The organism is Streptomyces sp. NPDC111507, from assembly GCF_055638955.1.
Window position 1 is genome coordinate 1 of the sequence record NZ_JBVKBU010000009.1, and the last position, 26,583, is coordinate 26,583.

Sequence of the window (26,583 nt, forward strand, 5' to 3'; positions counted from 1 at the left end):
GCTACGAACGCAAAGCCGTCCACTTCCTCGCCTTCGCCAGCATCGCCAGCACCCTCATCTGCTACCGCCGACTCACCAATTGAGATGACCTTTTAGCCGAACGTGACGCTGGCCCCCCACCGCCCTCGGACCACCTGCGCCGCCACAGGATTGTGCATCTGCAAGCCGACATGTCGGAACATCCCGCACCCACAGGTGCAGCACCGCGACGGAGCAGTCGAGCCCCCGTACTGCGTCCCCGCGTGGGTCGTGTGCCATCGTCGTCGGCGGCGAGGTGGACCGGCTGTGGGCGCCAGGGCGGCTACCAGGAGAGGGCGTCCTTCGCGTTGTCCTGCCAGTAGGTGACGGTGGCAGCGCTGTTGAAGAAGACGCCGGCCTTCGGCAATTTCAGGGTCTTCTCCTTGTTGGTCGCGTTGCCCTTCCTGTCGGCGAAGAACACTCCCAGGGTCTTCTCCTTGGCCCCGCCTTCGCCGTCGGGGGTGGACGTCGTGATGCCCGCGTACGCGGACTGGCCGGGCTTGAGCGTCACCACGGCCTGCGGCGTGGTCTCCTCGGCCCACGGCAGCGGGGCCTGAGCGTCGGCGCCGGCCCTGAGGTAGGGGGCGATGTAGGCGTAGCAGGGCTTGGTGCCGGTGTTGGTGGCCTTGAGCAGCAGGTGGTTGATCGGGCGGGACACCTTGGTGACGGTCAGCGTGGTGTTCGCCGTGGTGCAGGTGACGACCGAGGGGGCCTTCTCGGTGGCGGCGGAGGCGGTCTGCTCGGCGGCCTGGAAGCCGACGAGCGCGAGGGCGGCGACGACCATGGAGGAGACGGCCGTGCGGGAGACGAAACGAGTAGTGCTACGCATGAGTGGACTGCTTTCTCTGAACACAAGGAGACGAGCTTCCGGTTGTGCATGGGAACACCGGAAGTACGGGTCATGAACGCGGAGTTGAACGGGTCCGATCACCGTGTCCGGCGAGGCGCCGCGTTCGGATGACCCAAGCCTGTGCCCTACGGCGTCCCAACCGCCATTACCCTCGGGAGATTCGGGATGCCGGAATGCTCGCACCAGCTCTGAACTGCAGAAACATGACCTTCCTGGGACGCCGAACGGAATGACCGGCACGACTTCGACATCGCCCTGGACGGCGAGGAGTTGAGCCCCCGCCAAGGCGGACGAGCCGTCGCAGGCCCTACTGTGATCCCCGTGAGGCAGGCAGCCGCTGGGAAGGACGATCGGCAATGACGCCCCTGAGCACCGGGGACCCGGAGTCCATAGGCGGGTACACCCTTCTCGGTCGGCTCGGGGCGGGCGGCATGGGAGTCGTCTATCGAGGAGTCTCCGCCTCGGGACGGCAGGTCGCGGTCAAGCTCGTGCACGGGCCGTACGCCCAGGAGGAGGAGTTCCGAACGCGCTTCCGGCAGGAGATCGCGGCAGCGCGCAGAGTGAGCGGCGCCTTCACCGCGCCTGTCGTGGACGCCGACCCGGACGCCGACCGGCCGTGGATGGCGACGCTCTACGTGCCGGGGGTCAACCTTGCCGAAGTCGTGGAGAAGGACGGCCCGCTGAGCCAGCGGGAACTGCGCGCGCTGGGGCTGGGGCTCACCGAGGCGCTGCGCGACATCCACCGGGCGGGCCTGGTGCACCGGGACCTCAAACCGAGCAACGTCCTGATGACCGAGGACGGGCCGCGCGTCATCGACTTCGGCATATCGCGCGCTTCCGACAACCAGAACCTCACCACGACCGGGCGGATGATCGGCACTCCGCCCTTCATGTCGCCGGAACAACTGGCCTCTCCCCGAGAGGTCACCCCGGCCTCGGACGTGTTCTCGCTGGGGTCGCTGCTGGTGTTCGCGGCCGTCGGTACGGGACCGTTCGACACCGACAGCCCGTATATAACCGGGTATCAGGTGGCGTTCGGGACCCCGGACCTCGACGGGGTGCCCGAAGCGCTCCTGGGCATTGTCGAGCGCTGCCTGGACAAGGACCCGGCGGCACGGCCGGAACTGACGGACGTACACCGCATGTTCCAGGCGCTGCCGGAATCCGACGCCACCGCGTCCCCGAAGACCGGGCGGTCCGCGAAACCTCGGCGTCGCCCCACTTCTCGGAACGCGGCCACCACCCCCGCGGGCGCCGCGACCGGCATCGGCACCGGCAAACGACGGCGAGTCCGGATGCTGCTCACGGGCCTCGTCGCGGTGCTGGCCGTCACGGGGCTGTCCATCGGGGTGGGTGCCTTCGTGTCCGATCGGGACACCAACACCGCATCCGGGACTGCCGCCTCCGCCACGGCCACCGCCCGTACCGCGTCACTGCCCGATGGCTGGCGACCGTGGCAGACGGAGCTGCGGTACGACGTGAAGGGTGTCCCTCTCGACTACGACAGCCCCGGATGCGTAGCGGACGGAAGCTCCCTGTTCTGTGGCGGTGCGGGCTTCACGGTCGCCAGGATCGACGTGGCCTCCGGCCGCACCCGGTGGCGGACCGGCACCCGCCCTCAAGGGGTGCAGCCGATCGGTGTTCGCGACGGGCTGGTCTACATGTACGAGGAACCGGACGACAGGACCAGACGCGTGGTGGCCCTCGACGCCGGTACCGGGCACCGGCGGTGGCAACGCGACATCAACCTGTCCGAGCCGGCGGTCCTGTACGACGGCGGACTGCTGACCCTGTCTCCCGACTACTCGTCGTTCGTGGCCTACGAGCCGTCCGGCAAGGAACTGTGGCGGGCGCCCTCACTGGACGAGTACTGCACTCCGTCGGCGCTGGGAGGCGTCCCTTACGCCCTGTGTTCGAAGGGCACCGAGCCCGGCCAGGCCCCGGTCGAGCTGATGAAGCTCGGACCCGGCAGCCTGACCGAAACCGCCACACTGCCCAAGAAGGCGGAAGCGCTCGGCGCTGTCGGCGGGCAACCCCTGTTCATCGCCCCCCAGACCGCGAAGGACGTGTACGAAGCCGGGTACGAACGGCCGTACAACGCGCTGCTGCGGGTGGCCCCGGAAACCGGGCAGATACGACGGATACCGCTGGCACATCCGCTGACCGGCGCGACCACCCTGGTGGCCGGCGTCGTCTACTTCGTCCGGTCCAACGGCTCGGTCACCGCGGTGTCGGCGGACAGCGGCAAACAACTCTGGCAGAAGGTGACGGACGTGGAGAGTCTGTCCGCGCCCGCGGTGTCGGCGACGTACAAGCGGGTCTATTTCTCGAACCGCTTCGGCCGTCTGCTGGCACTGGACAGCCGCACCGGAGCGGAGGTTTGGAGCACCTCCGCACTGGACCACCCTGGGGACAAAACGCAGGACTACCCGCCGCGCGTGCTGCTCGTGAAGGACGCGATCGTGGCGACGGCCGGCGACACGGCCTTCTCCCGGAGCCCGGACGGGCCCACCTGACCGGCCGCGGCCATCGTTGCGGCATGTGGGCCGCCCGAGGGGTGCTCAGGTGCCACTCCAAGCCACTCGCACCCCATCCGCCTCACATGGTGAGATGCATTTCGTGCGACCCGCACCGCAACGCGAGCAAAGAGCGGTCAAGTCACCATGAGCGCCATGCCCCTCAGGTACGACCGGTCGGGGCGGTGCGATCGCTCACACTCATGCCGGCTGCCGAAGGGCCGATCAGTCGATGCGGTCGCTCAGGCCCAGCACCTTCGGGAAGTCGCTGGGGAAGTCTCCGGGCATGCCCGGCACGTCGATGGTGCGCCCGTACACACCGGCCAGGAACTCGACGGCGCCGACCGGGAACTCGATCCAGTCCGCGTTGTCCGTGCGGACGACCACCGGCCATGCGTCCGGGTCCGGGGAGATCGTCCTCCAGTAGAAAGAATCCCCCGCATTGGAATCCGCCCAGCCGATCAGGCCTCCCGGCTGCGGGAAGGGAACGTAGCCCTCGGTGTCGCCCATCTCGTACAGATCCTGAAGGATCTCGTCCTCCCTTGCCGCGGACGCCCATGACACCTCGGTGCCGGGCAGGGGAACGGACACCATGAGGAAGTCGTCGACCACCAACACCGGGTACGCCTCCGCCAGAGAGCGGAAGTCCGAGGGCAGCGCCGTCCCGAGGACCGCCTCGAGGGCAGCCCAGTCCACGCTGTGTCCCCCAGGCACACGCCACCGTGTCATCGACGGAAGCGCGGCCTCCAACTCTTCGACCCTCAGCATGTCGTCTGCCAATCCGTGCCGTTCTGGACCACGATGGTGTCGAACCATACTTCCGAACTGGGCGCCCCGGCGCTTGCCGTTGACCGCCATCCGCGTACCCGATCTTCGAACGGTGCCGAAGAGCGGCGGCGCTTTCGGCCTCCGGAGCGGCGGTCAGATCCAGGTGGGCACGTGCCCCTCGGCATAGCGGGCGCCGAAGCCGCCATGGGGCAGGATCTCGTCGATGGCGGCCAGGTCGGCCTCGGTCAGGGTGACGTCGGCGGCGCCGGCGTTCTCCTCTATGCGCCGGGGGCTGCGCGTGCCGGGGATGGGCACGACGTGCTCGCCGCGCGTGAGCAGCCACACCAGGGCCAGTTGGGAGACAGTGACGCCCTTGGACGCGGCCAGGTCGGCGAGCCGGTTGACGGCCTCGACGTTCTTCTCGAAGTTGCCCGGAGCCCAGCGCGGGTCGGAGTTGCGCATGTCCGTGGCGTCGTATGCTCCGGCGGGCTTGGCGGTGCCGGTGATGAAGCCGCGGCCCAGCGGGGAGTAGGCGACGAAGCCGACGCCGAGTGCGTCGAGGACAGGGAAGAGCTGCTCGACGTCCCGCTCGAAGAGGGAGTACTCGGTCTGCAGGACGGAGACCGGCTGCACCGCGTGCGCGCGACGGATGGTCTCCGGGCCGGCCTCGCTCAGGCCGAAGTACTTCACCTTGCCCGCGTCGATGAGTTCCTTGACGGTGCCGGCGACGTCCTCGATGGGCACGTCCGGGTCGACGCGGTGCTGGTAGAGGACGTCGATGCGGTCGGTGCCGAGGTAACGCAGGCTGTTGTCGGTGACCTTGCGGATGTTGTCGGGGCGGCTGTCGAGGCCGAGTCCCTCGGACGGGTTGGACAGGTCGAAGCCGAACTTGGTGGCTAGGACCACCTCGTCGCGGAAGTCCTTGACCGCCTTGCCGACCAGGATCTCGTTGGAGCCGGTGCCCCAGCCGTAGAGCTCGGCGGTGTCGAAGAAGGTGACGCCCAGGTCGTGGGCGCGCCGGATGGCTGCGACGCCTTCCCGCTCGTCGCCGGGGCCGTAGGCCATGGTCAGGCCCATCGAGCCGTAGCCGATCGCCGAGACCTCCAGGCCCTGGCCACCAAGTGTCCTGTGCTGCATGACGCGCTCCTCAGGTCAAACCAAAATGTTTGCTTTGACCGTACGCCCTGCGAGTGGCCCTTGCCAAACAGATCTTTTTGGTTAGGTAGGCTTACGACATGGCCTCTTCGACCAGCGCAGACTCGACCCGTGACCGCATCGTCGCCGCGGCCCGGGCCGAGTTCGCCCGGTACGGGATCGCCGGCGCACGGATCACGCGCATCGCCAGGGCCGCGAGGACCAGCTCGGAACGCCTCTACGCGTACTTCCGCAGCAAGGAGGCCCTCTACGGGTTCGTCGCCGAACAGGAGATGGCCGCGGTGGCCGAGGCGACTCGCCTGGACCCCACCGACCTGCCCGAATACGCCGGGCGCGTGCACGACTACTTCATCCGCCACCCCGACCGCTTCCGGCTCATGAGCTGGGGCCGACTGGAACTCGCCGGCGACGACGCAGACGCCGCCACCCAGGAAGCCGTCCGCCGGAAGGTCGAGCAGCTCCGCAAGGCCCAGGAAGCCGGCCACCTGGATCCCGTCTGGGAGCCCATCGACATCCTCGTCTTCGTCAACCAGATCGCCATGGCCTGGGCCGGCCAGCTCGATCTCCTGGACGCGGCGGCCGACCAGGTCCGCGACCCTTCGCCGACGGCCCGGCGTGCCGCCGTCGTCGCGGCCGTCCAGCGCCTCTTTCCCGCCACCACGGGCAACACCGGCGCCGACGCCCCGGGCAATGGCAGCGCGTAGCCGCCCTTTGCGCACCACTCCCTCGCTTCGGTGTCCGGTCCGGAAGCAGCGGTTCGATCCGCGTCGACTGCGCGGCGGTCAACGGCGTACCGGGACCGACGACGTGCTCTTGCAACGGAGACCTTCCGGTCAACGCTCGCGACGGCGTGCGCCCATAGCGTGCCCTGAAGGCCGGTGAACCACGGTCGACAACGGTGTGTTCCCGCGCTTGCGGGCGCCACGCCAGAGCACATACACCCAGGTCGGAAGCGATCCAGCTCCCCAAGCGCCGTCGCTTCCCAAGCCGAGAGTGCGAGCTCGATTCTCGTCACCCGCTCCAGAGAGAAACCCCAGGTCGGTGGCCTGGGCTCTGTTGTTGTCAGCGTGATCAAGCCGCCGCCTGCCTGTGTCGGGTGGCCTGCCCACCCCCTCTCATCTGCGCGAGCGTCCCCTTGCCGTCCGCACCCCTTGGTAAGAGTCGGGTAAGATCCGGCCACTTGTGCGAGGGCACGGACCCTCGTAGGGGAGGGAACATCACGTGGGCAGACACGCCCTGAGACGGGGCGGTCTGGCCGCCGCCGTCTCCTCACTCGCGGTCGCCGTCGTGGCCGCGTCCGTCGTCGTCCTGTCGGAGGGCGGCGGCTCCGCGGAAGCGGCCGAGACCGAGGCCGGCGCCACCGCGATCACATTGGCCGACCCCAGCTCCACCACACCGCGCACCGACCGCCCGTACGTCGCGGGCGACTCCGGCTTCCTGCACCGGCAGACCGGCAGGACCGGGCTGCTGTGGACCGACTACGCGACCGGCAGGACCGTGACCGTGGAGAACGCCGCCGGCGTCTACACCCCGGGCACCGGCTGCACGAACATCGGCTCCGCGTGCCGTAACGCCTGGTACGGCTCGGACAGCGACCTGGTCGCCCTGCCGGCCACGGCCAACGACGCGTACGCCACCCTGTGGGATCCGGCGACGGCCACCTCCAAGAAGGTGAGCTGGAACGGCTCCGTCGCCTACGGCCAGGGCTACTACCGTGCCCTCGCCGGCGACACGATCGTCACCACGCACTCCCTGATCGACAAGGCCGACGGCGAGTGGCGCACCCGCGAGGTCACCGGTGACTGGACGGGCGTGGGGACCGAGGACGTCCTCGCGGCGGACTCCGCCGGCGTGCTCTGGTCGGTCGACGCCGGCAGGATCGGCTACATCGACGTCGATTCGGCCGTGAACACCTATGCGTTCACCGACGCCACCTACGCCTCGCACTACGTGATGAGCGAGGACCGCATCGGCTGGTACCAGACCGGCACCGCCGAGCTGCACCTGAAGTCCCGCACCGACCTCACCGCCGCCGAGCAGGTCGTCGCGCTGCCCACCGACCCGGGCATGCTCGACGGCGACCCGGCCCTGGTCGGCGACTGGCTGCTGCTGCCGCTGTCCTCCAGCGCGCTCGGCTCCCGGCTGCTCGCGGTCAATGTCGACGATCCCTCGGTACAGCAGACCCTGCTGGCGAGCGCCGGCGAGTACACGCTGACGGCGGGTGACGGCAGTGCGCTGGTCACCGGCGGCACCGACGCCACCGACTGGTGGGTGCGGCGGGTGAGCCAGGCCGAGGACGGCACGCTCAAGCTGGAGAAGGTCCAGCAGTCCCCGGCGGTGGAGAACGCCAAGACGGGCATCGCGCTCAGCCGCGGCAGCCTGCGGGTCGCCGAGGACGACCCGAAGGCCGTCGCGGACACCACGTCCGTGCGCACCCTCACCACCGACGGCTCCGCCACGCTGACGGCGTCCGAGGCCACGGCGAGCCGCTCGATCTACGCCGCCCTCTGCCCGTACGAGAGCACCACGTGCTCGGCGCTGTGGGGGAACCTCGACGCCCGGGACGTCTACCTCGACGCGAACGGCGGCACCGACGAGGGCGAGGGTCTCGGCGACGACCGGCTGGTGGAGATCGGCGGCCACGATCTGGACTTCGGCAGCCAGGGCGGCCGCATCGTCGACGTCTCCGACGACTACGCCGTCTTCGACTCCGGCGGCACCACCCCGGCGCAGTACGTCGGCGAGTTCGGCCAGGGCCAGAAGCTGAAGCGGTCCGTGCGCGCGGCCGCCCTGAACGGCTCCACCCTGTGGAGCGCCGGCACCGTAGGCAAGCTGACCTCGTACAGCATCCCGCAGGAGAAGACGCTCACCACGGTGACCGTCCCAGGCCTGGCCTGCGTGCCGAGCGAACTCCAGGCGGCGGGCCGCTGGGTGTACTGGGCCTGCGGGACGGACTCGGCGGGCGTGTACGACACCAAGGCCGGTACGTCGAAGGCGGTCACCCCCGGCGACGTGCTGCTCGGCGACGGCTTCACCGTCCGCCACGACCAGGGCGCGGGCACGCTGGTCCTCACCGAGGCCGCCACCGGCACCACGCGCACGATCGCCTCCGGCCTGGCCGACAAGGGCCTGACCGTGGACCGCCGTTACCGTTGGACGGTCGACGAGTACACCGGTCTGGTCGCCTGGTTCGACGACTACGAGCGCACCCACGTCACCACCACGGGCATCGCCCCGTCCGCCGTGACGGCCTTCGAGGCGTCGGCCGGCAGCTATGTGGACCCGGGGATGCCCTTCGAGGGTGCCTGGGTGCTGTCCCGCCCGGTCACCTCCTGGTCGCTCACCTTCACCTCGGTCCAGAGCGGCGCGAACGGCAAGGCCACCCGTACACTCACCGGCGGCGCGACCCCGGGCCGGGTGACGGCGACCTGGAACGGCAGGACGGCGAGCGGGAGTTACTTCCCCAACGGCCACTTCACCTGGACCCTGAAGGCGACCGGCCTCGGCACCACCACGCCGACCACGGTGACCAGCGGCAAGGGTTTCCTGCAGCGCGGAGCCGCGGTGCGCCGTGACTTCGTCAGCCCCGACGGCCCGGACGGCCGCGGCGACCTGCTCACCCTGAACTCCTCGGGCGGGCTGACCTTCCACAGCGGCTCGGGGACGGGCAGGCTCGGCGACAAGTACACGGGCACCGGCTGGCCCACGACCATCATGGCGATCCCCTTCGGCGACCTCAGCGGCGACCGCTGCAACGACGTCCTCGTCCGCTACAGCAGCGGCGCGCTGCGGCTGTACAAGCCGGGCTGCGGGGCGGCGGTCAAGCCGTCGACGTCGTACACGACCCTCGCGACCAGCGGCTGGACGCAGTACAACGCGCTCACCTCGCCCGGCGACGTGAGCGGTGACGGACGCCCGGACCTGATCGCGAGGAACTCGTCCACCGGAGCGGTCTACCTCTACAAGGGGACGAGCAACGGCAAGCTCGCCTCCCGCGTCAAGCTCTACGACAACTGGAAGGGCTACAAGAAGATCATCGGCACCGGTGACATCACCGGCGACGGCAAGGCCGACCTCCTGGCCCAGGACACGTCCAACAACGTCTACCGCTACAACGGCAAGGGCGACGGCACGTTCGCGGCCCGCGTCAAGGTGCTGTCGAACTGGGGTGGCTCGTACAACGCGGTCGTCGGGGTCGGCGACATCACGGACGACGGCAGGCCGGACCTGATCTCCCGCGACACCAGCGGCAAGGTGTGGCGCAACAACGGCGACGGCAAGGGCTCGTTCGGCCCGCGCACGCAGATCGCGAACGGCTGGAACGGCTACAAGTTCCTTTCGTAGGCGGTGAGTTCGGCCCTCCAAGGGCGCCCGGTGGCTTGATGCCACCGGGCGCCTATGCTCATCCCCCCTCATGCCAGGGCGCAGTTGATACTCCTGGGGTGCCGGGCGTCATGGGCAAACAGATCATCGAGTTGCTGGGTTCTGCTGAGTGGGACCTGAGTGACGATGCGTTCATGGCCGCGGTCTCGGGCTCGGGGGAGACGCCGCACGACGGGTTCGACGCCGAACTCCTCCGCGCACCGGGCGCCGGGCTAGGGGAGGGTGCGAGTTCGATTCTCGTCGCACCCCGGGAGGGCATCCGCCGGCTTTCCAGCCCGGTGCCCTGTCCGGGCCGGGACGACCGGGCTGAGCGGCTGCGTCGTCAGCGGGCGCTCGTGGTGTCGATGTCGACGATGTGGTTGTAACGCTCCACCAGCACGAAGAGCTTGATCTTCTGCGTCGTCTCCCCGCTGCCGAAGGTCAGCGTGACGATGACCTCATGGCCGTTACCCACGGTGCCGTTGTCGGTCGCCGTCCACTTCCTCGGGACGTTTTGGGCACGCAGGACGCCGTCCGCCCCGTTCTTCTTCTCCCAGGTCGTGAGCCGCTTGGCGAAGTCGGGTGTCAGGTAGTGGTTGCGAAGCGCCGTGGCCAGCGTGATGTCCGGGTCCGTGTAGTCGCCCTTCGCGTCGATGTACGCGCCGTAGAAGTCGGCGACCCGGGTCACAGCTTGGCCGGACGTGCCGCTGACCGACTGCACCGCGGCGGTGGACCTCTTCGCGGGGGCATGGACGGCCGCCTGTGCCGACATCTGTGTCGACACAGCGAGTCCGACAGCCAGGACGAGGCCGGCGGCGACGGCCGCCCGGCGGTTCGGGCGACGGTGTGCGAGGGACTTCCTGCTCATGTGGGTCTTCCTCTTCGTGGTTTGTATGTGGTTGCTCTCGGCCCGTTGCGGTTTTCGCGCCGAAGGCGCCTGACGGCGGAACCGTCCCACCCCTGCCGAACTGCGAAAGCGCCCGCCGACCGTTCGAGCAGATTCAGCAGGTGGAACTGCTGGAGATCTTTATTCCGGTGACGCTGTAAGCGTTCGTGAACACGGTCTCGAAATTTGGCGGCAGGCAGATCGAGGTCCCGTCCTGGAGCCGTAGATACGCCACGTCGTCGTTCCGGGTGTTCACGACGTGGTAGTGCGGGCGGGATCTGACCGTCTGGTAAGAGCTGGTGACATCGCGGTACTTCGTGATCGGCGTGCCTGCGTCATAGGCGTGCTCGTCCACGTAGAAGCAGACATAGGGGTACGGGCAGCCGTGGGTGGGGGCCTCCGCATGGGCTGCCGATGCGCCGGTCACGGACATGGCCGCGGCGGCCACGACCGCGCCCGCGAGGCCTGCCGCCTTTCGGATGACGGACTTCATCAAACCTCCAAGAATCAGGTGGATCGTCTGACACGACAGCTGTGGATCGTGATCCGTTGCTGATGCCGCCGTTCAGCGGGGGTGAGGCCACTACCGCGCCGAGTACGGCAGCCGGCATCGTGAGCGTGTGTGACGACGTGTCAAGCGCGGTGCCCATGGAGGCAACCGTGAGTGCATGTGTGTCGGATGTCGCTCAACGCCGGTTGGTCCTCCACAGCCGTGGCCGGTGCGACACCAAGAGCATCAGCGGTCACCGGAGTCCGGCGCAACGACTGCCGCCCTTTTGGCGACGGTGGAACCATCCCAGCCCATCTGACGTGCAGAGATATGAGTACCTGGGATACGGGATCGCGGGCGGAGGACGGAGGAAGGGTGTCGATGCCGGACGATGTCGAGGAGTTCGCGGCGCTGTTGCGCCGGCTGAAGGACCGCACGGACCGGAGCTACGGCTCCCTGGCCCGCCGCCTCAACATGAACACCTCCACATTGCACCGGTACTGCGCGGGCGAGACGGTGCCGCAGGACTTCGCGCCCGTGGAGCGGCTCGCGGCCTTCTGCGAGGCGACACCGCAGGAGCGGCTCGAGCTGCACCGGCTGTGGTTGTCGGCGGTGGCGGCTCGGCAGCGGGTGAGTACGGCCGGCTCGGCGGCGGCGGTGCCGGCACCGGACGGGGCACTCGTCGAGGAGAGCAGCTCCGAGGAGCAGCCCGGGGATGGTCCCGCCCCGGACGACCCCGCCCCTTCCCCCGCTGCCGGCCCCTGGTATCGCCGACGACGGGTCCTGACGTCCACCGCGGTCGCCTGCGCGCTGCTCGCCACTCTGGCCAGCATGTCCGTCCTGTCGGACGACCGCTCCTCCGAGGCGGACGCCTCCCACCCCACGGGCTCGCGGACGACCGCCCCCGGCGCACCCCACCGTTCCACGGAACCGTCGGCCATCGCCTCCCCCTCCCCTGCCCGGAGCTCAGCGTCGCCCAGCCCCCGGCAGAAGACCCCCACCCCGGCCGCGAAGCAGACCACCGGCCTGCCCCTCGCCTGGAGCACCGACTCCCTGGTCTGGGACAAGGGCTGCGACCACGACTACGTCATCGACAAGCCGCCCGCACAGGTGCCTCCGCCGCCGGTGGAGCAGGACGCCGGAGTGTGGGCGGCGACGCAGGGCGCGGTGCACGGGCGGCATACGATGGTGCAGATCTCGGTGCAGGGGCGGTCCCCCACGGCCGTGGTCCTGACAGCGCTCCACGTACGCATCGTCAGCCGCGGCAGCCCGCTCCCCGGGAACGCATACGCCATGGGCGGGGGTTGCGGCGGCGACCTCGCGCCCCGCCGCTTCACCGTGAACCTCGACGCCGACCGCCCCGTGACCCGCCCGAAGGACGGCTCCGACACCGGACGCACCATCCCCGCCGTGCACTTCCCCTACCGCGTCTCCGCCGAGGACCCGGAGGTGCTGCTGGTCGACGCGACGACACAGGACTACGACGCCCGCTGGTACCTCGAACTCGACTGGTCCTCCCAGGGCCGCACCGGCACGATCCGCATCGACGACCATGGCCGCCCGTTCCACACCACCAGCATCAAGGCATTGCCGCACTATTGGTACGGCACGAACGACGCAGGCGGACGTGCCTGGGTCCCGTACGACGGCTAGAGACGAGCAGTTCCGATTGCGGGTTCTCAGATGCGGGGTTCGATTCTCGTCACCCGCTCCATGTGAAACCCCAGGGCATTGAACTGGGGGTTCGGGGGCCTGGCTTCCGATGGGGATCTTCCGCGGTCATTCGTCGTGAACCAGTGCTAGTATCCGCCCGCTTGTTCGGGGGGATGGGGCCCTCCGTCGGGGAGGGGAAGCAAGTGATTCGTCGTACCTTCATGCGTGGCTCCCTTGTCACGTTCATCGGGTTGGCGCTCTCTGTGTCCGCTGTGCCGCTGGTGGCGCCCGCGCACGCGGATACCGCAGCGGAGGTCATCGTTCCGGCCACCATGCGCACGGCTCCGCGCACGGCGTATCTGCAGAGCGCGGGAGCTTCCGGCTTCCTCGAGTACCGCTCCACCGCCGAGGGTTCCGGTCTCTGGTGGACCGGCTACGACGGCAGCCGAAAGCCGGTGGAAGGTAGCGAGCGACTCGGGCCGCGCAGTGCGGGTGCGTACGGCACCGGTTCGGACGTCGTCGCGCTACGCCCGTCCCAGAGCAGTGGTGGGCAAGTCCTGCTGCGGGACATGGGAACCGGTACGACGGAGACCGTGGCCGTCCCGGCGGGCCAGAGCTATCTGCAGACGTACGGACGTACTGTCCTGACCAGTATGTCGACAGGTGGGGAACGAACTCAGCTGTTCCTGCTGCACAACGAGAACGGCAGCACGGTGCAGAAGCCCGTGACCGGACTCCCGGACGGAACGGTCTTCCCCTTCTTTCCCACGGGTTCCGCCTCCGGCATCCTCGTCAACTACTACGGCCCGGACCGGGTCCTCCAGTACGCCTGGGTGGATGCGGAGACCGGTGCCGCCACGAACTTGCCTCCCCTGGTGGCGAACCTGGACACCGTGGTGGGATCCGACTACCTGGTGAGCTGGTACGGCACGTCCCGGGTGCGGGTGTACGCCAAGGGTGCCTACGACGCGCCCGCTCACGAGGTCGCGTTCCCCCACACCTCTGAGAACAAGATCCTCGGCGTCGCCGGTGACACGCTCGTCGTCGCGCGGCGCAGCGGCTCCTCCGTCTGGAGTGTGTCAGCACTGCCCTTCGACGGCTCCGCGGAGCTGCCCCTGTTCAAGCGGGCGGATCCCGCCACCGTCATGACCCCCGACGGCGGCCTCGTCCTCGCCGGCGGGGAGTCCTCTCTGGACTACGGCATCGCCAAGGTCGATGCGGGGGCCGACGGTCTGCCCCGGGTCCGCCGGATCGTGGACCTTCCGCCGGTGCCCGTCGGGATCGAGTCACTCGATCTGAGCGGCGGCGAGCTGATGACCTACGAGTCCGGCGACGGGGCGACACACCTGTACAGCCGCTCGCTGGGCACGGCGGGAGCTCTGACGGCGGGCACGCGCACGGACCGGGGAGCGACCCAGAGGTGCGGGGTCATGGCCGGGGACTACGGGAGCTGTCCCGACCTGATGGGTACGGGTGACGGCCGGGCGGTCATCCGGAACACGGCTGGAGAGGTCTCCGTCCTGGACCGGGGTCAGTTCCTTCCCAGCACCGTGTTGGCCTCGGGCCTCCGGGACAACCACGGCCTCGTGGACGTCGCGGGCCGGTATGCGGCCTGGGATGGGCCCACGCCCGCGGGAGACGGCCTGGTGGTGGCGGATCTGGACACACGGAAGATCGTGCTCACCCATACGGGCGCGGCCGGTGCGGTCCCCTCCGCCCTGTGGGGGGAAACGCTGTGGACGGCGGCCGCGGACGGCACTGTCACGGCCACGGAGGTGCGTTCGGGCACCACGATCACGTCGTTCCGGATGGTCGGCAGCGGCTGTGGTGTGAGCGCCTTCCAGGCGGTGGGACGCTGGGTGTACTGGTCCGGCTCGTGCGATTCTCCCCAGGGCAGCGTGCGGAAGGCCTTCGTGTACGACACCCGCAGGAAGGCGCTCGTCGCCGTGCCCACCGGCGGAGAGCCGCGCCTGGGCGACGGCTTCCTGGTCACGCGTGACTCCACATCCGGAGCGCTGACCCTCACGGACGTCACGAGCGGCTCCGCGGTGAGCCGGACCCTGGCGGCCAAGGCCGGAAAGTGGGACGTCGATCCGTACACCGGCCTGGTCGGCTACGTGGACCCGGCCTCCCAGGACATCCACGTCCTGCGCAGTGGCGTCCCCGCCACGGACCTCGCGGTCCTGGGAGCGAGGACGGACGCCTCGGTCGGCCTGGTGGACTCGTCGTCCTCGTGGGACGGCACGTGGTGGCTGTCGAAGCCGGCCGCGTCGTGGACGCTGGTGCTCAGGAACAAGGCGACCGGGGCCACCGTGCGCACCCTGTCCGGCGGCACCGCGCACGACGCGTTCCATGCGTCCTGGAACGGCAGGACGTCGACGGGCGCGTATGTGCCGAACGGCACGTACAGCTGGACGCTGACGGTGGCCCCGGCCGACCGGCACGGTGCGTCGGCGACGGCGTCCGGCACGCTGAAGCTGACCGGTGGTGCCGCGGTGAGACGCGACCATGTCGGGTCCGACGGCGTCGGTGACCTGCTCACGCTCACCTCCCAGGGTGCACTCTCCTTCCATCGGGGCGACGGCGCCGGGAAGTTCTCGACGAAGACCTCGGCTTCGGGATGGCCCGCCTCGATCACGGTGGTGCCGTTCGGAGACCTGAACGGGGACCGCTGCAATGACGTGCTCGTGCGGTTCAGCAGCGGTGCGCTGCGGGAGTACCGCCCGGGGTGCGGCAAGGCCCTGACGACCTCCACGTCGTACACCACGCTGGGAACGTCGGGCTGGAACCAGTACAACGTGCTGACCTCACCGGGCGATGTCACCGGTGATGGCCGGGCGGACCTGATCGCCCGCCAGGCGTCCACCGGTGACATCTACCTGTACAAGGCCACGAGCAGCGGAAAGCTCTCGGCACGGGTGAAGATCTTCTCCAAGTGGTCCGGTTACAAGAAGATCATCGGCGTCGGCGACCTCAACGGTGACGGGTACGGAGACCTGCTGGCGCAGGACACGTCGAACAAACTGTGGCGGTACGCGGGCACGGCGACCGGCGGCTTCAGGGCGCGGGTCAAGGTGGCCGACAACTGGGGTGCCTCCTACAACGTCGTGGTGGGCGCCGGCGACATCACCGGGGACGGGAGGGCGGACATCGTCTCCCGCGACACCTCCGGCAAGCTGTGGCGCAACAACGGCGACGGCAAGGGCTCCTTCGGTCCGCGCACCGGGATCGCCGCTGGGTGGCAGGGCTACAAGGCCCTGTACTGACCGTCCGTGACAGGTCGCGTCCCAGGGAGTACCCGTCGCACCACGAAGGCGGCGGCGTGCGGGGCGGCGGCCGGCGGGAGGGTGGTCGGGGCGAGGGCGTCGGCGGTGCGGGCGCGGCCATGACGGAAGCGGGCGGGGCTTTCGGCCCCGCCCGTGGTCGCGAGGGTCGCCTCAGTGGCGCGCTCTTGGCAGCGCCCGCGGGCGGCCGAGCAACCCATCGGCCTGACGCCGAGGGGAGGTTCAGCGGCCGCCCAGTTGGTTACAGCCCGACCGGGTTGAGGTAGGTAGCCGGGTGGGTGGCGCCGTCCTGCTTGAGGATCTGGCCGCCGAACGGCCACTTCAGGGTGAAGTGCGTCGTCTCGTTCGGCGGGGTGACCAGGAACTTCGCCGGAACGAACTTCTCCTTCTGCGGCGTGGACCCGGTCACCGGGAGCAGGGTGATGCTGAAGTCCACCGTGTCCCCCTGCTCCAGGGTCATCTTCTCGGGCTTCTTGGAGGAGCGCGCCAGCGACCAGGTGCCGTCGGTCTTCTGGGCGCCGATCATGTCGACACCGGCGAAGCCGGACAGGGTGCAGGTGTGCTTGCTCTGGTTGGTGAACCAGATGTACGCCTGGGTCTGCTTCGTGGTCTGCCCCATCTCCGGCTTCGCGTCATCCCCCGTGGCGAAGCCGGCCTTCAGGTCGGCGGTGTGGCAGCGGGGCGGTGCGGCCTTGGCGGGGGCGGCCGAGGCCGGGATGGCCGTAGCGGCAGTGCCGGCGACGACGATCGCTGCAAGGGCCACGGCGGTCAGCTTGCTCTTCATGAAGTTTCGGGTTCCCCTCTGATACGAATCGGCTCTCATACGAACCGGCGCGCGAGGTCAGTGCGCGCCTGCACACCTGAAGATGTGCGATGCCCGGGGGAGGTTCGGTGTACCGGAGAACCCGCTGCTTGAAGACCCGGCTGAAGTGGCTGCTGTCGGCGAACTGCCCGTGGGCGGCGAGTTCGGAGACGCTCAGGCGGGTGGTCGGTGCGGTGAGGGCGCGGCGGGCCTCTTCCAAGTTCGCGATCGGCGAGGCGGCTGTCCGCGAGGTCCTTCGCGGCCGCTGTCTTCATCTCATCTGCACGCTATTGCACAGCTGTGACAGTGAGCGCACAGCTCCAGCACCCTCTGTGGGAAGACTCCTCTCATCGCGAAGGGCGGCAAGCCGAGCGGACCGGTTCAGGTCCCGGGGACGGCAGGCGGTTCCCGCGCACTCTCGTCGCAGCGTCATTCACTTCCCTGGGGGAACCTCGATGTCCGCTCGTAACCGTCGCAGCACCGCAGCCGTCATCACCGCGGGTGCCGCCGCACTGCTCACCCTGTGCGGCACGGCCGAAGCCGCGTCCGCCCGGACGGTCACCGTGCCCAGGGGGCTGACCGTCAGCGACGGCACCCGCCACGTCGTCGTCAACGGCAAGTCGATCGACTTCGGCACCGTAGTCCGTGACCTGGCCTGGAACCCCAGCGGCAGCAAGGCCGCCTTCATCGACGGCCACGGCAACCTCGTCGTCTCCAACCCCGACGGCAGCCACCGCGTCACCGTCGCCGCCAACCCGGGCGGGCAGACCTGGTCCCACCCCACCTGGCAGGTCGCCGCGGCCGACAGGACGAACCAGATCCCCGCGAAGAACAACCTCATCTTCGCCGCCAAGATCCACGGCAAGACCGTTCTGGAAGGCGTCAAGGCCACCAGCAACCACGGCAAGCCGGCCAGGATCAGCCTGAACGGCTACGCGGGAGACGGCGCCGTCCCGCAGACCGACAACGCCTGGCCCAACGTCGGCGGGGCCTACGGCACGGCCGTCTACGAGAACACCCACACCGGCGAGGTCTACATCCGCGACGACTACCTGCGTCAGCAGGGCGGCGCGCTGACCAAGGGCTCCGAGCCCGCGCTCTCCCCCGACAACGAGGAGGTCGTCTTCGTCCGCTCCGTCCACGGGCACGACCACCTCTTCGTCGAGAACTTCGGCGGCAGCACCAACGTCGTCAAGGACATCACCCCCGGCGCCACCACCAACTACACCGAGCCCACCTGGTCGCCCAACGGCAAGACCATCGCCTTCCGCGCTCCCACCGGCACGTACACCGTCACCAAGACCGCCCACGGCTTCGGCAAGCCCGTCAAGGTCTCCCAGCACACCGGCCTGCCCGCCTACCGCGGCTGACCGCCACCCAACCTGCCGCCGGAGCAGGTGAGTTCGGCCCGTAGCTCCGCCAGGTGCTCGTCGGCCGTGTCATGCGGCAGGTACTCGACCACATCGAGAAAACGGAACAGGACCTGGGACGGGGTGACGGCGAACTCGTAGTCGCCGAACCCCACCACGGCACCCAGCTCCCCCCGGACGGCACCCCGGACGACATGCGCAGTCATGTCGTCCGGGCTTTCCGCTGTCAGCCCCCGGCGCGCGTTGGGGCGAGCCAGGTACGGGCAGACCATCGAGGCGTAGAGCATGCACGCGCGGTGCCCAGGACCTTCCAGTGTCGCCGCCATGTTGCGGTACGGCCGCCCGGCGGCAAGCGCCTCGTGGATCGCGGAACTCTCCGCGGCACCGACCACCCGCCACACCGGACCCTTGGGCATCAGGGTGTTGCAGACGGAACACAGACGCTGTCGCGCGCACTCGGCGCTGCGCCCGTAGTCGGTGATCGCGAACTGGGGCTCGTCGCCCTCCCACGGGGTGATGGCGGGTACGGGATAGCCACGGCTGTCACGAGGTCGGGCCTCGACGGTCGCCGGCATGGGAACGGAATCGAATCGCACACCTCATGGTGAACCAAATGCCCGCGCCACCGCGACGGTTGTCGGCCATGAACCGGCCCAGTACCGGCCCGGTGTCCTCCTCGCACCGCTGCCGCACCTCACGATGCCGTGCCGGGAAGCCACCCCAGCACACCGTCGGAGGCTGGATTGCAGAGCCTGTCAGTGGCGCTTAGCGTGATGGAGGGGACCCCAGGGGCTCTCGGGTGCGGTGCGTACGGACGAAAGGTCGCTCATGCCACAATCCATGCGCGCGCTCGTAGCCGGAACGGTCGGCGAGCCGGCCGATGTCCTGCGGCTGGAATCCCGTCCTGTTCCCATGCCAGAAGCCGGTCAGGCGTTGATCCGCGTGAAGGCGACTCCGATTCACGCCAGTGATCTGCACGTGCTGCGCGGCCGCTACGGTTTCTCCCCCGAGTTCCCCACTGTCGGGGGTCACATGGAATGCGTGGGCCGTGTTGAGGCCCTGGGCCCGGATACCGAGGGACTGAAGATCGGCGAGCGCGTGGTGGCCGTTGCCGTCCCGGCGGTACCCGGACCGCATGTGGCCGGCACTTGGCAGGAGTACCTGGTCGCCGATACGCGAAGGCTCCTGCCGGTCCCCGGTCATCTGAGCGACTCCAGCGCCTGTCAGCTCGCCGTCAACCCGTTGACCGCGCTGCTCCTGGTGACGCGCGAACTCGACGTACAGCCGGGCCAATGGTTGTTGCAGACGGCCGCGGGCTCCACCGTCGGCCGGCTCGTCATTCAGCTGGCCAGGCATCTGGGTGTACGCACGATCAATGTCGTGCGGCGGCGCGATGCCGTCGAGGAGATCAAGGCGCTTGGCGGCGACGAGGTCATCTGCACCGAGGACGAGGACCTGTTGCAGCGTGTGGCCGAGATCGCAGAACCGGCCGGTGTGCGCAAGGCCATCGACTGTGTCGCGGGCCATGTGGGTGCCCAGGTGTCCCAGGCATTGGCTCCGGGAGGGGAGCTCGTGGTCTACGGCGCGCTCTCCACCCATCGGCAGACCGACCCGGCAGCGCTGACGATCCCGCTGTCGGCACGCTCGGTCATCTACGAGACCAAAGCAGTCCGTGGCTTCTGGCTGAACCGCTGGTTCGGCACCACCTCACCCGCGGATGCGCTGCACGCGCTGTCCGAGGTCCGCGGTCTCGTCGCTGATGAAGTGCTGAGCATCCCCCAAGGCGAGCCGTTCCCGCTCGAACGCTTCCTTGACGCCATCTCGTTCGCCGAAGCACCCGCACATGGCGCGAAACCGCTCTTCGTCCTCGAAGACGGCCGCGACGAAGGCGACGGGCAGGACGCGGCAGGACAGCTCGGAGATCGAGCGGGCTGACGCTCGGTCAGGCCGCTCGACCTCCCTTCGGTACATGGCGGCTCACGGTCCGGGCGGTCGGGTCAGCGGGTGACCATCACGGCGTCCAGGGCGACGGTGGATCGTCCGGGCGTGCTGCCGGAGAGGATCCGCAACTGCACCTTGTGGGTCGTGATCGTGGTGCCGAGTGCGCGGGTGAACACCACTTGCCGGTACGCGGTCTTCGCGGCGTAGGTGTTCACCGTACCGACCGTCTTTCCGTCCACCACGACCGCGAAGCGCCCGCCGTTCGCCTTCCGGGTCGCCACTATGCGCAGTTGGGTGCCGTCCGCCGAGAAGGACACGTACGCCCCCTTGGCGGCGGAGGTACGTTCGGTGCCCGACCATGCGGCGGATGCCGCCACCGACTTCCAACTGCCCGTGTAGCGCAGTGCCGCCGCACGGTCGTCGACCGGGATGCCGGTGGTCGCCGCCTTGCTCCAGGCGCCGATCTGGCCGGCGTCGTCGTGCGCGCGGACGGAGAAGCGGTAGGTGAGTCCGGCCACCGGTTTCACGGGGCTGCCCGCCTTGCCGAAGACCGCGGAGGTGGCCGTGGTACCGGTGCGCCAGGTCTGGAGCGGCCCGAGCTTCCAGACACCCGCGCTGTCACGGGTGGCGACGCGCCAGCCGATGTCGTACGACTTCACGCCCGCGGTCTTCGCCGACCAGGTGACCGGCACGGACGCGGTGGTCGCCGCGACGCTCGCGACGGTCGGCGCGGTGACGGTGGCGGCAGGGGCGGCCCGGCGCAGGGTCACCTTGCCGGTGACGTCGGCCGCCGCCCGGCCGGTGACCGTGTCACGCAGGGTCAGCGTCCAGGTGTACGCGCCCTCGGTGGCCGCTCCGCCCGTCTGTGTCGTTCCGTTCCACACCGGTGCGACCTTGCCGCCGGGGGCGGTACCGGTCAGGGAACGCACCTGCGTGGTGCCGGACTTGAGGGTGAGCGTCCAGCTCACCGGCCGGTTGTAGGTCCAGGTGGGGGCCCAGGTGTCGGCCGTGCCGTCGCCGTTGGGGCTGAAGCCGGCCGGGGCGGCGGCCGGGGCAGCGGTGGGAACGCCTGCCCAGGTCACGTGGGTGACACCGGCGTCGTCCATCCAGGCTGCCCAGGGTGCGTCACGGTCGACCGCCCAGCGTTCGGCGGCGGCGGAGTCGGCCTTGCCCGGGAGGGTGAACAGGGGCTGGGCCGTGGTCGACGTCCCGCTCAGCGGCTGGGCGTTCAGCGTGATGGCGCCGCCGTCCGAGGGCTTGGTGAACGTGTAGAGGACGTCCGCGCCGAGGATCGGCGTGTGGACGGAGGCGTCCACGGTGGTGCCGGACGAGCTGCCCTCCTTGAGCAGCAGGCCGGTGGTGGAGGCGGCCCCGCAGGTGGTCAGCAGGATCCGGGAGGCGCGCACCTGGAGGCCGCCGGGAAGGCAGTTCACGGTGGCGACGGTGGTGGCGGTGCCGGTGGCCAGGTCGGTTCGGCGGATCGACCAGGTGGACGTGGTGCCGTTGCGCACCGGGGAGTACACGGCGCCGCCGTTCAGCGCGGAGCCGGAAGGCACTCGCTGCATGTGCCCGTCCGCGAAGGTGTGGAGGAGAAGCGTGCCGTCGGACGCGGTCGTCTTGTCCGACACCAGGACCCGCTCACCGTCGAAGTCCACGACGGACACCGCCGAGACGTCGTTGTAGTCCAGCGTGGTGCCGACCGCTTTGCCGTCCTCGTACACCTGGAAGTGGCCCGGCTCGTAGGCGCCGCCCTGCTCGACCAGGACCCGTCCCCCGGCTGCGGCCAGGGTCTGGTGCACCAGGCCGCCGGAGTAGGCCAGGACCCGGGACGGCGTGCCCGCCGAGGCCCCGGCCGGGCCGGCCGACAGGCGCGAGCGGAGCAGGACGCCCTGCCGCCGGGAGGAGTCGTCGGCCGTGTAGAGCGCACCGCCGGACAGCGCCAGCGCGTCCAGCCTGGCGGGGCCGGCCGGGATCGTGGTGGCCTCACCCGCGGCGGTGGAGACCCGGCCGTCGGCGAGCGTCTGGATCGCGGCGTCCACGTCGGGCCGGTAGAGCGTCACGCGCATCTTGCCGTCGTCGCCGACCGCGAGGTCGGTGAAGGTCCCGCCGAGGTCCTTCGCCGGCGTGGATCCGTCCCTGGACATCGCGAACAGCTCGTTCGATCCGTCCGCCGCGCTCCACTGGTACCAGGCGAGGGTGTCATCGCTGATCCAGCGCGCCCCGCTGACGGGCAGGGTGACCGTGGACGGGCCGTCCCCGGGTGCCGACCGCCGCCACTCGGTCAGGGTCGCCCCGTCGATGACCCCGACATGGCCGGGGGTGAACTCCAGGCCCTGCGGCAGTTCGTCGGTCGAGGGCTCGGCCACGGTGACCGCGCTGACGGTGGCGAAGTCGACGTACACGATCTCGTGGCCCCAGCCGGGCGCGGTCCGCCGGAGCACCAGGGCGCCCTGTGCGTCCGAGGCGAGGACTTCGTACTGCTCGTCGTCGGACAGCAGCGTCCGGTCCGCACCGTCGGGTGTGCGCAGCACCAGGCGCACCCGGTGGCCGGAAGCGTCGTCGTAGCTCTGCTGGACGAGGATGCCGTTGCCGGCCTGCCCGCGGTAGCGCTCGTCCCCTACGGCTCCCGAACTGTCGTAGGCGACCGGAAGAACGTCCTCGTCACCGGAGTCGAGGTGGCGCAGCGTGACATGGTCGGCGAGCGCACCGTTCGGGTTGGCGGAGGTGGCTACGGCCACCACTCCGTCCTGGACGGACACCGCGTCGACGTTCACCGTTTCGCCGTCGTCCGCGAGCCGGCCGAGGTCCTGAGGGGTGCCTCCGGAGACGGCGAGCCAGCCGTGTGCCGACGTGTCGGCGGAGGTCTTCTGACGCCAGACGACCGCTGGGCCGGAACCGGACATGTCGTCCGCGGTGGGCGCGGAGGTCGTCCGCGCGGCCAGCGTGGCCGCCACGTCCGTCGCGGGCACGGCGACCGCCGAGAAAGGGGTGACGGCCTGCGCCACGGCGAGCGCCGTGAGGGCGGCCACCGGGACAGCGAGGAAGCGGCGTCTGTGGGAAGGCATGGCAGCCCGATCTCTACTCGAACGTCAAGGCGGGGATTCTCACACAGAGGTCCGCCCTGCCCAGCGGCGGGATCTTGTTTCGCACGAACGAGGGCTTCGGGATGTCGGGCACAGCCCGCGGCGCAGGCGACCGCGCCGGCGCCCGCGCGACGAATCCACCCTGGTCTGGGGTTTGTTCGGGTACGAGCCGGTCTGGAGGCGGTAGCGTTCCGCCGGCGGTGACAGCTGTGGTGGCGTCGGGACCGCTCATGGGTCGGCGACGCCGCCCACGTCCGAGACCGGCTGGAAGTACGGGGAAGCCTCGTCATGACCTGTTCGAACCCGCGGGCATGGCTCGCCGGATGCGCCGTGGCGGCGTCAGCGATCCTGCTCACCTCGTGCACGTCCGGCAGCGGTGACGGCAAGGCCTCCAAAGATCTCTCGTCGCCTGCTGCGCGTGGGTCGCGGGCGGCAACCGGGTCGTCCGGGAAGAAGCTCACCGAGCAGGCTCTGGCGGCCCTGGGCGCCGTTCACAGCGGGAAGATGGTCGAGGCCGGCTCCGAGCGGGTGATCGACGGCGTCCACACCGAGCCGAGTCTGAGTGAGGGCAGGACCTACCGGCTCAACCTGGTGTGCGTCGGCAGTGGCAGTGCGCGGTTGACCTTCACACCGGCGAGCACCGGCACGGACACCGAGGTGCCGTGCGATCGGTCAGTGGTCCAGCAGCGGATCACCGTGCACGAGCCGGTACGCCTCGATGTCGACGGCGCCAAGGGGTCGACCGGCGTGATCGCCTGGCGGATCGACGCCATCTGATGCGTCAGAAGGCGCAGAGGGGTGGGTGCGGAGTCATTCGGTGTCCCGGGACCCCTCGGATCCGCGGGACGGACCCGAGGGCTTCGGCCTCATGAAGGGCTGCCGGGGCGGATCGTGAGGTAGGTCCACCGACTCCATACGCCGGTGGTCTGTGCGTCCTTGGCCGGTGGGGTGTAGTGGCCGCGGATCCGGTAGCGGTCGTTGCTCGCGAAGAGCTTCAGGGCTCGGCCGTAGCCGTACCACCCGTCGCCGTACAAGGGCACGCAACTCTGTGAGGTGGCCTGATGCCAGGCCCCCGAGTAGTAGTGCTCGAGGTACACCGTCGTGCAGCCACCGGACTGATGGGGAGTGGCCTGGAGGTTGAAGCCCATGTTGACTTCGGACTTGTAGAAGACCTGGTAGGTGGTGGATCCGATGCGGGTGGTCACAAGCGGCCACTGCGTCTCCGTCCGGACCGTCGGCGTGAGGGTCGCGGTGGTCGTCGTCGTACGCGGCCCGTAGTGGTAGTCACCCGCGAAGGCCGCGCTGAAGACGGTGTTGCGGGTGACCTTGTAGTAGGCGACGAGGTTCCCGTGCGCGTCAGCCTTGCCGCTCTTGAGCTGCGCCCGCGGCTTGCCCGCAGGCTGGTCGTACAGCGTCACGAGACGGGAGTTGTACGTGGTCCCCAGGTGCGCGGTGACCTTGACGGTCGCGGCGGAGTGGTACGACTTCGCGTCGGTCGCCACGCTCAGGCCCGGCGTGGCTCGGGACACCTGTACCTTCGCCGACGCCGTGACCGGTAGGTAGGACGTGCCACCGTCGTAGCTGAAGGCGTAGGTGTTCGCACCGCCGACCTGCGGGGTGTCGTGGAAGGCGAAGCTGCCGTCGGCGGCGAGGGGCACGGTGCCCACCGAGTAGCCCGAGGGGTGTGCCAGGTCGGTCTTGACGACGTGGACCGCGCCGGTCCTCACATGCGCGTGCGGCCAGGTCAGACGCCCGGTGACGGTCGTCGGCGCGGCTCGGCCGGCGGTGGAGGGGGCGGTCGCCGTCATGGTGGGCGCGTACTTCGCGACGGGCAGGTCGAAGGTCTGGGCGGCCGGGCCGTAGTGGCCGCTTCCGGAGTAGTCGACGCGGAAGCTCAGTGGACCGGTGAGGGGAGCGGTGCCGGAGACGTAGTAGGAGCCGAAGAAGTCGGACGGCACGCGTGCCGGGGTGGCCGTCGGGTCCGGGACGAGCACGCCGTCCGGATCGGCGGCGTCGTAGCGGGTGATCCGGACGGCGCCCGGAATCATGGATTCTCCGGCGCCGAGGCTGAGGGGCGAATCGAAGCCCGCCCGGAACGAGTAGGCCTCACCGGGGGCGAGCGGAGTGGCCATCGCTCGTCCGTAGAGATGGACCCACGCGGTTTCCGTGTTGCGAGCCGTCCGGAGCCTCGGTGCTCCCCCGGAGGCGTCCACGCCCACGGCGTAGAGCCGGCTCCCGTCCGGTGCCCAGACGAGGCCGTGTACGGCCAGCCTCACCCGATACCCGAATTCGTACTGCTCGTAGGAGCCCTCGCCCGTTTCCGGAAATGTCTCGAACGCGGAGTAGTTCTCGCCGCCGGCCACGGTGCCGTCCGGGGCCACGGCGACAGCGCTGGGACCCACCACCGTGGCGAATCGCCCGTCCACCGCCAGATCCGAGGTGCGGTACCGATCGTCGCTCGCGCCCAACCAGGACGAGACCGCCAGGTGCAGCCCGTCCGCCGTGACCGCGAAGTCGCTCAGGTCGGGGACGGGCAGCGCCTTCGCGGCCTGCCGGGTCAGCGCGCCACCCTCGGTCTGGTACGTGACGAAGGAGGAGGTGTCGCCCGTCTGCACGGCGGCCGCGAGTACGCCGGAGGGTGTCGGGGTGGTCGCCAGCGTCGGTGATGCCGGCCAACTGCCGGAATCCTGCCGCAAAGTGACCGTACCGGACTCGTCGACGGACCCGATGCCGCCGTCGCCTGCCGTGCCGTACCCGAACCAGACAGTGCCCCCGGCGATGGCCAGCGAGTCCGGACGGGTGCCCGCGCCCGTGCCGTAGCGAGCCGACTCGGTCAGGTTCTCCGTGCTGATCGCCGCGATCGCGCCCTGGTCCGGGAGAGCCGCGTACAGCGCGGATCCGTCGCCGGACAGGGCGAGACCGGTGGCCCCCGGCTCACCGCCGATCATCGTCGGGTTCCCGCCGTCCAGGTCGGTGACGAGAATGCCGTCGGTGCCGGCGCCGCCGCTGATGAACAGGTGTCCGTGCGGAGCGTCCACGACCATGTGCGCGAAGTGCGCGATCGGCAACGGTACGTCCGACGCCGCGTACGCGTCGACCGCGCCGGGACCGATGACGGTCGTCAGTCCCAGGAGCAGCGCCGCGGCGGTCGGCGGCGAGAAGCGCACCAGTTTCATGAAAGGCCCCCACATAACCTTCACGATCAAGGAGCGCAACCTAGCACGGGGAAGGCCGGGTCCCGGCAGGGGGTGAAGGTCAGGAGCCGGTCCGCGGCGCACGTGCCGTCGCTTCCCAAGTCGAGGGTTCTCACAGCACATTGGGGCGGCGGACCGGAGGGTGCCGCGGGGAACGAAGAGACGGAACAGGCCGATGGTGCCGACCTGGACCACGGCCTCCCGCCCCGGT

Annotated in this window: 18 protein-coding genes; 9 read left to right on the top strand and 9 right to left on the bottom strand. The window is 69.7% G+C overall.

All coding sequences use genetic code 11. The features are described 5' to 3' along the window. Positions 1-301: 301 nt before the first annotated feature. A complete protein-coding gene (locus ACZ7M2_RS31320) occupies positions 302-847 on the bottom strand; it encodes a DUF4232 domain-containing protein (protein ID WP_471598173.1) in 546 nt (181 codons plus the stop codon). Between the two features lie 377 nt (positions 848-1,224). On the opposite strand from ACZ7M2_RS31320, the gene ACZ7M2_RS31325 reads away from it, so the two are divergent. Beyond that, complete coding sequence (locus ACZ7M2_RS31325; protein WP_471598174.1) at positions 1,225-3,384, top strand: protein kinase domain-containing protein; 2,160 nt, start codon at positions 1,225-1,227, stop codon at positions 3,382-3,384. A 225-nt stretch (positions 3,385-3,609) separates the two neighbouring features. Here ACZ7M2_RS31325 and ACZ7M2_RS31330 read toward each other — a convergent pair whose 3' ends face one another. Together ACZ7M2_RS31330 and ACZ7M2_RS31335 are read right to left on the bottom strand one after the other, a co-directional pair. Then, the gene (locus tag ACZ7M2_RS31330) at positions 3,610-4,080 is read right to left on the bottom strand and encodes a hypothetical protein (RefSeq protein ID WP_471598175.1); all 471 of its coding nucleotides are present in this window, start codon (positions 4,078-4,080) and stop codon (positions 3,610-3,612) included. Positions 4,081-4,305: 225 nt separating this feature from the next. Continuing rightward, positions 4,306-5,289, bottom strand: coding sequence for an aldo/keto reductase (locus ACZ7M2_RS31335; protein ID WP_471598176.1), 984 nt, complete (start codon positions 5,287-5,289; stop codon positions 4,306-4,308). Positions 5,290-5,387: 98 nt separating this feature from the next. On the opposite strand from ACZ7M2_RS31335, the gene ACZ7M2_RS31340 reads away from it, so the two are divergent. The 3 genes from ACZ7M2_RS31340 (at position 5,388) to ACZ7M2_RS31350 (ending at position 10,055) form a co-directional block, all read left to right on the top strand. Further along, on the top strand, positions 5,388-6,011 hold the full coding sequence (locus tag ACZ7M2_RS31340) for a TetR/AcrR family transcriptional regulator (protein ID WP_471598177.1): 624 nt from the start codon (positions 5,388-5,390) through the stop codon (positions 6,009-6,011). A 517-nt stretch (positions 6,012-6,528) separates the two neighbouring features. Further along, positions 6,529-9,651: an FG-GAP repeat domain-containing protein gene (locus tag ACZ7M2_RS31345; protein ID WP_471598178.1), complete on the top strand. Its 3,123-nt coding sequence runs from the start codon at positions 6,529-6,531 to the stop codon at positions 9,649-9,651. Positions 9,652-9,761: 110 nt separating this feature from the next. Further along, positions 9,762-10,055 carry a hypothetical protein gene (locus ACZ7M2_RS31350; RefSeq protein WP_471598179.1) on the top strand — a complete coding sequence of 98 codons (294 nt, stop codon included), beginning with the start codon at positions 9,762-9,764 and terminating at the stop codon, positions 10,053-10,055. On the opposite strand, the gene ACZ7M2_RS31355 is transcribed toward ACZ7M2_RS31350, so the two are convergent. Together ACZ7M2_RS31355 and ACZ7M2_RS31360 are read right to left on the bottom strand one after the other, a co-directional pair. Next, entirely contained in the window at positions 10,013-10,537 is a 525-nt protein-coding gene (locus tag ACZ7M2_RS31355) for a hypothetical protein (protein WP_471598180.1), read from the bottom strand. The genes ACZ7M2_RS31350 and ACZ7M2_RS31355 overlap by 43 nt on opposite strands. 133 nt (positions 10,538-10,670) lie before the next feature. Continuing rightward, complete coding sequence (locus tag ACZ7M2_RS31360) at positions 10,671-11,048, bottom strand: hypothetical protein (RefSeq protein WP_471598181.1); 378 nt, start codon at positions 11,046-11,048, stop codon at positions 10,671-10,673. A gap of 378 nt (positions 11,049-11,426) precedes the next feature. Here ACZ7M2_RS31360 and ACZ7M2_RS31365 point away from each other — a divergent pair, with 378 nt between their 5' ends. Then, the gene (locus ACZ7M2_RS31365; RefSeq protein WP_471598182.1) at positions 11,427-12,698 is read left to right on the top strand and encodes a helix-turn-helix domain-containing protein; all 1,272 of its coding nucleotides are present in this window, start codon (positions 11,427-11,429) and stop codon (positions 12,696-12,698) included. Positions 12,699-12,919: 221 nt separating this feature from the next. Further along, on the top strand, positions 12,920-15,964 hold the full coding sequence (locus tag ACZ7M2_RS31370) for an FG-GAP-like repeat-containing protein (protein WP_471598183.1): 3,045 nt from the start codon (positions 12,920-12,922) through the stop codon (positions 15,962-15,964). A gap of 259 nt (positions 15,965-16,223) precedes the next feature. Here ACZ7M2_RS31370 and ACZ7M2_RS31375 read toward each other — a convergent pair whose 3' ends face one another. Then, positions 16,224-16,766: a DUF4232 domain-containing protein gene (locus tag ACZ7M2_RS31375; protein ID WP_471598184.1), complete on the bottom strand. Its 543-nt coding sequence runs from the start codon at positions 16,764-16,766 to the stop codon at positions 16,224-16,226. Positions 16,767-17,239: 473 nt separating this feature from the next. Here ACZ7M2_RS31375 and ACZ7M2_RS31380 point away from each other — a divergent pair, with 473 nt between their 5' ends. Continuing rightward, positions 17,240-18,154 carry a TolB family protein gene (locus ACZ7M2_RS31380; protein WP_471598185.1) on the top strand — a complete coding sequence of 305 codons (915 nt, stop codon included), beginning with the start codon at positions 17,240-17,242 and terminating at the stop codon, positions 18,152-18,154. Here ACZ7M2_RS31380 and ACZ7M2_RS31385 read toward each other — a convergent pair. Beyond that, positions 18,142-18,729: a hypothetical protein gene (locus tag ACZ7M2_RS31385; protein WP_471598186.1), complete on the bottom strand. Its 588-nt coding sequence runs from the start codon at positions 18,727-18,729 to the stop codon at positions 18,142-18,144. The genes ACZ7M2_RS31380 and ACZ7M2_RS31385 overlap by 13 nt on opposite strands. A gap of 265 nt (positions 18,730-18,994) precedes the next feature. Here ACZ7M2_RS31385 and ACZ7M2_RS31390 point away from each other — a divergent pair, with 265 nt between their 5' ends. Beyond that, positions 18,995-20,089, top strand: coding sequence for a zinc-dependent alcohol dehydrogenase family protein (locus ACZ7M2_RS31390; RefSeq protein WP_471598187.1), 1,095 nt, complete (start codon positions 18,995-18,997; stop codon positions 20,087-20,089). A gap of 62 nt (positions 20,090-20,151) precedes the next feature. Here the strand turns inward: ACZ7M2_RS31390 and ACZ7M2_RS31395 are convergent, their stop codons facing one another. Beyond that, on the bottom strand, positions 20,152-23,160 hold the full coding sequence (locus ACZ7M2_RS31395; protein WP_471598188.1) for a hypothetical protein: 3,009 nt from the start codon (positions 23,158-23,160) through the stop codon (positions 20,152-20,154). Between the two features lie 306 nt (positions 23,161-23,466). Between ACZ7M2_RS31395 and ACZ7M2_RS31400 the strand changes: the two genes are divergently transcribed. Then, positions 23,467-23,955 carry a hypothetical protein gene (locus ACZ7M2_RS31400; RefSeq protein WP_471598189.1) on the top strand — a complete coding sequence of 163 codons (489 nt, stop codon included), beginning with the start codon at positions 23,467-23,469 and terminating at the stop codon, positions 23,953-23,955. Between the two features lie 89 nt (positions 23,956-24,044). Here ACZ7M2_RS31400 and ACZ7M2_RS31405 read toward each other — a convergent pair whose 3' ends face one another. Beyond that, positions 24,045-26,354, bottom strand: coding sequence for a hypothetical protein (locus ACZ7M2_RS31405; protein ID WP_471598190.1), 2,310 nt, complete (start codon positions 26,352-26,354; stop codon positions 24,045-24,047). Positions 26,355-26,583: the final 229 nt, after the last annotated feature.

What these genes read in the sequence shown, in the direction of transcription:
- ACZ7M2_RS31320 (WP_471598173.1), bottom strand. Translation starts at nt 847, where the DNA reads ATGCGTAGCACTACTCGTTTCGTCTCCCGCACGGCCGTCTCCTCCATG.
- ACZ7M2_RS31325 (WP_471598174.1), top strand. Translation starts at nt 1,225, where the DNA reads ATGACGCCCCTGAGCACCGGGGACCCGGAGTCCATAGGCGGGTACACC.
- ACZ7M2_RS31335 (WP_471598176.1), bottom strand. Translation starts at nt 5,289, where the DNA reads ATGCAGCACAGGACACTTGGTGGCCAGGGCCTGGAGGTCTCGGCGATC.
- ACZ7M2_RS31340 (WP_471598177.1), top strand. Translation starts at nt 5,388, where the DNA reads ATGGCCTCTTCGACCAGCGCAGACTCGACCCGTGACCGCATCGTCGCC.
- ACZ7M2_RS31350 (WP_471598179.1), top strand. Translation starts at nt 9,762, where the DNA reads ATGGGCAAACAGATCATCGAGTTGCTGGGTTCTGCTGAGTGGGACCTG.
- ACZ7M2_RS31355 (WP_471598180.1), bottom strand. Translation starts at nt 10,537, where the DNA reads ATGAGCAGGAAGTCCCTCGCACACCGTCGCCCGAACCGCCGGGCGGCC.
- ACZ7M2_RS31360 (WP_471598181.1), bottom strand. Translation starts at nt 11,048, where the DNA reads ATGAAGTCCGTCATCCGAAAGGCGGCAGGCCTCGCGGGCGCGGTCGTG.
- ACZ7M2_RS31365 (WP_471598182.1), top strand. Translation starts at nt 11,427, where the DNA reads ATGCCGGACGATGTCGAGGAGTTCGCGGCGCTGTTGCGCCGGCTGAAG.
- ACZ7M2_RS31370 (WP_471598183.1), top strand. Translation starts at nt 12,920, where the DNA reads ATGCGTGGCTCCCTTGTCACGTTCATCGGGTTGGCGCTCTCTGTGTCC.
- ACZ7M2_RS31375 (WP_471598184.1), bottom strand. Translation starts at nt 16,766, where the DNA reads ATGAAGAGCAAGCTGACCGCCGTGGCCCTTGCAGCGATCGTCGTCGCC.
- ACZ7M2_RS31380 (WP_471598185.1), top strand. Translation starts at nt 17,240, where the DNA reads ATGTCCGCTCGTAACCGTCGCAGCACCGCAGCCGTCATCACCGCGGGT.
- ACZ7M2_RS31385 (WP_471598186.1), bottom strand. Translation starts at nt 18,729, where the DNA reads ATGCCGGCGACCGTCGAGGCCCGACCTCGTGACAGCCGTGGCTATCCC.
- ACZ7M2_RS31390 (WP_471598187.1), top strand. Translation starts at nt 18,995, where the DNA reads ATGCGCGCGCTCGTAGCCGGAACGGTCGGCGAGCCGGCCGATGTCCTG.
- ACZ7M2_RS31395 (WP_471598188.1), bottom strand. Translation starts at nt 23,160, where the DNA reads ATGCCTTCCCACAGACGCCGCTTCCTCGCTGTCCCGGTGGCCGCCCTC.
- ACZ7M2_RS31400 (WP_471598189.1), top strand. Translation starts at nt 23,467, where the DNA reads ATGACCTGTTCGAACCCGCGGGCATGGCTCGCCGGATGCGCCGTGGCG.
- ACZ7M2_RS31405 (WP_471598190.1), bottom strand. Translation starts at nt 26,354, where the DNA reads ATGAAACTGGTGCGCTTCTCGCCGCCGACCGCCGCGGCGCTGCTCCTG.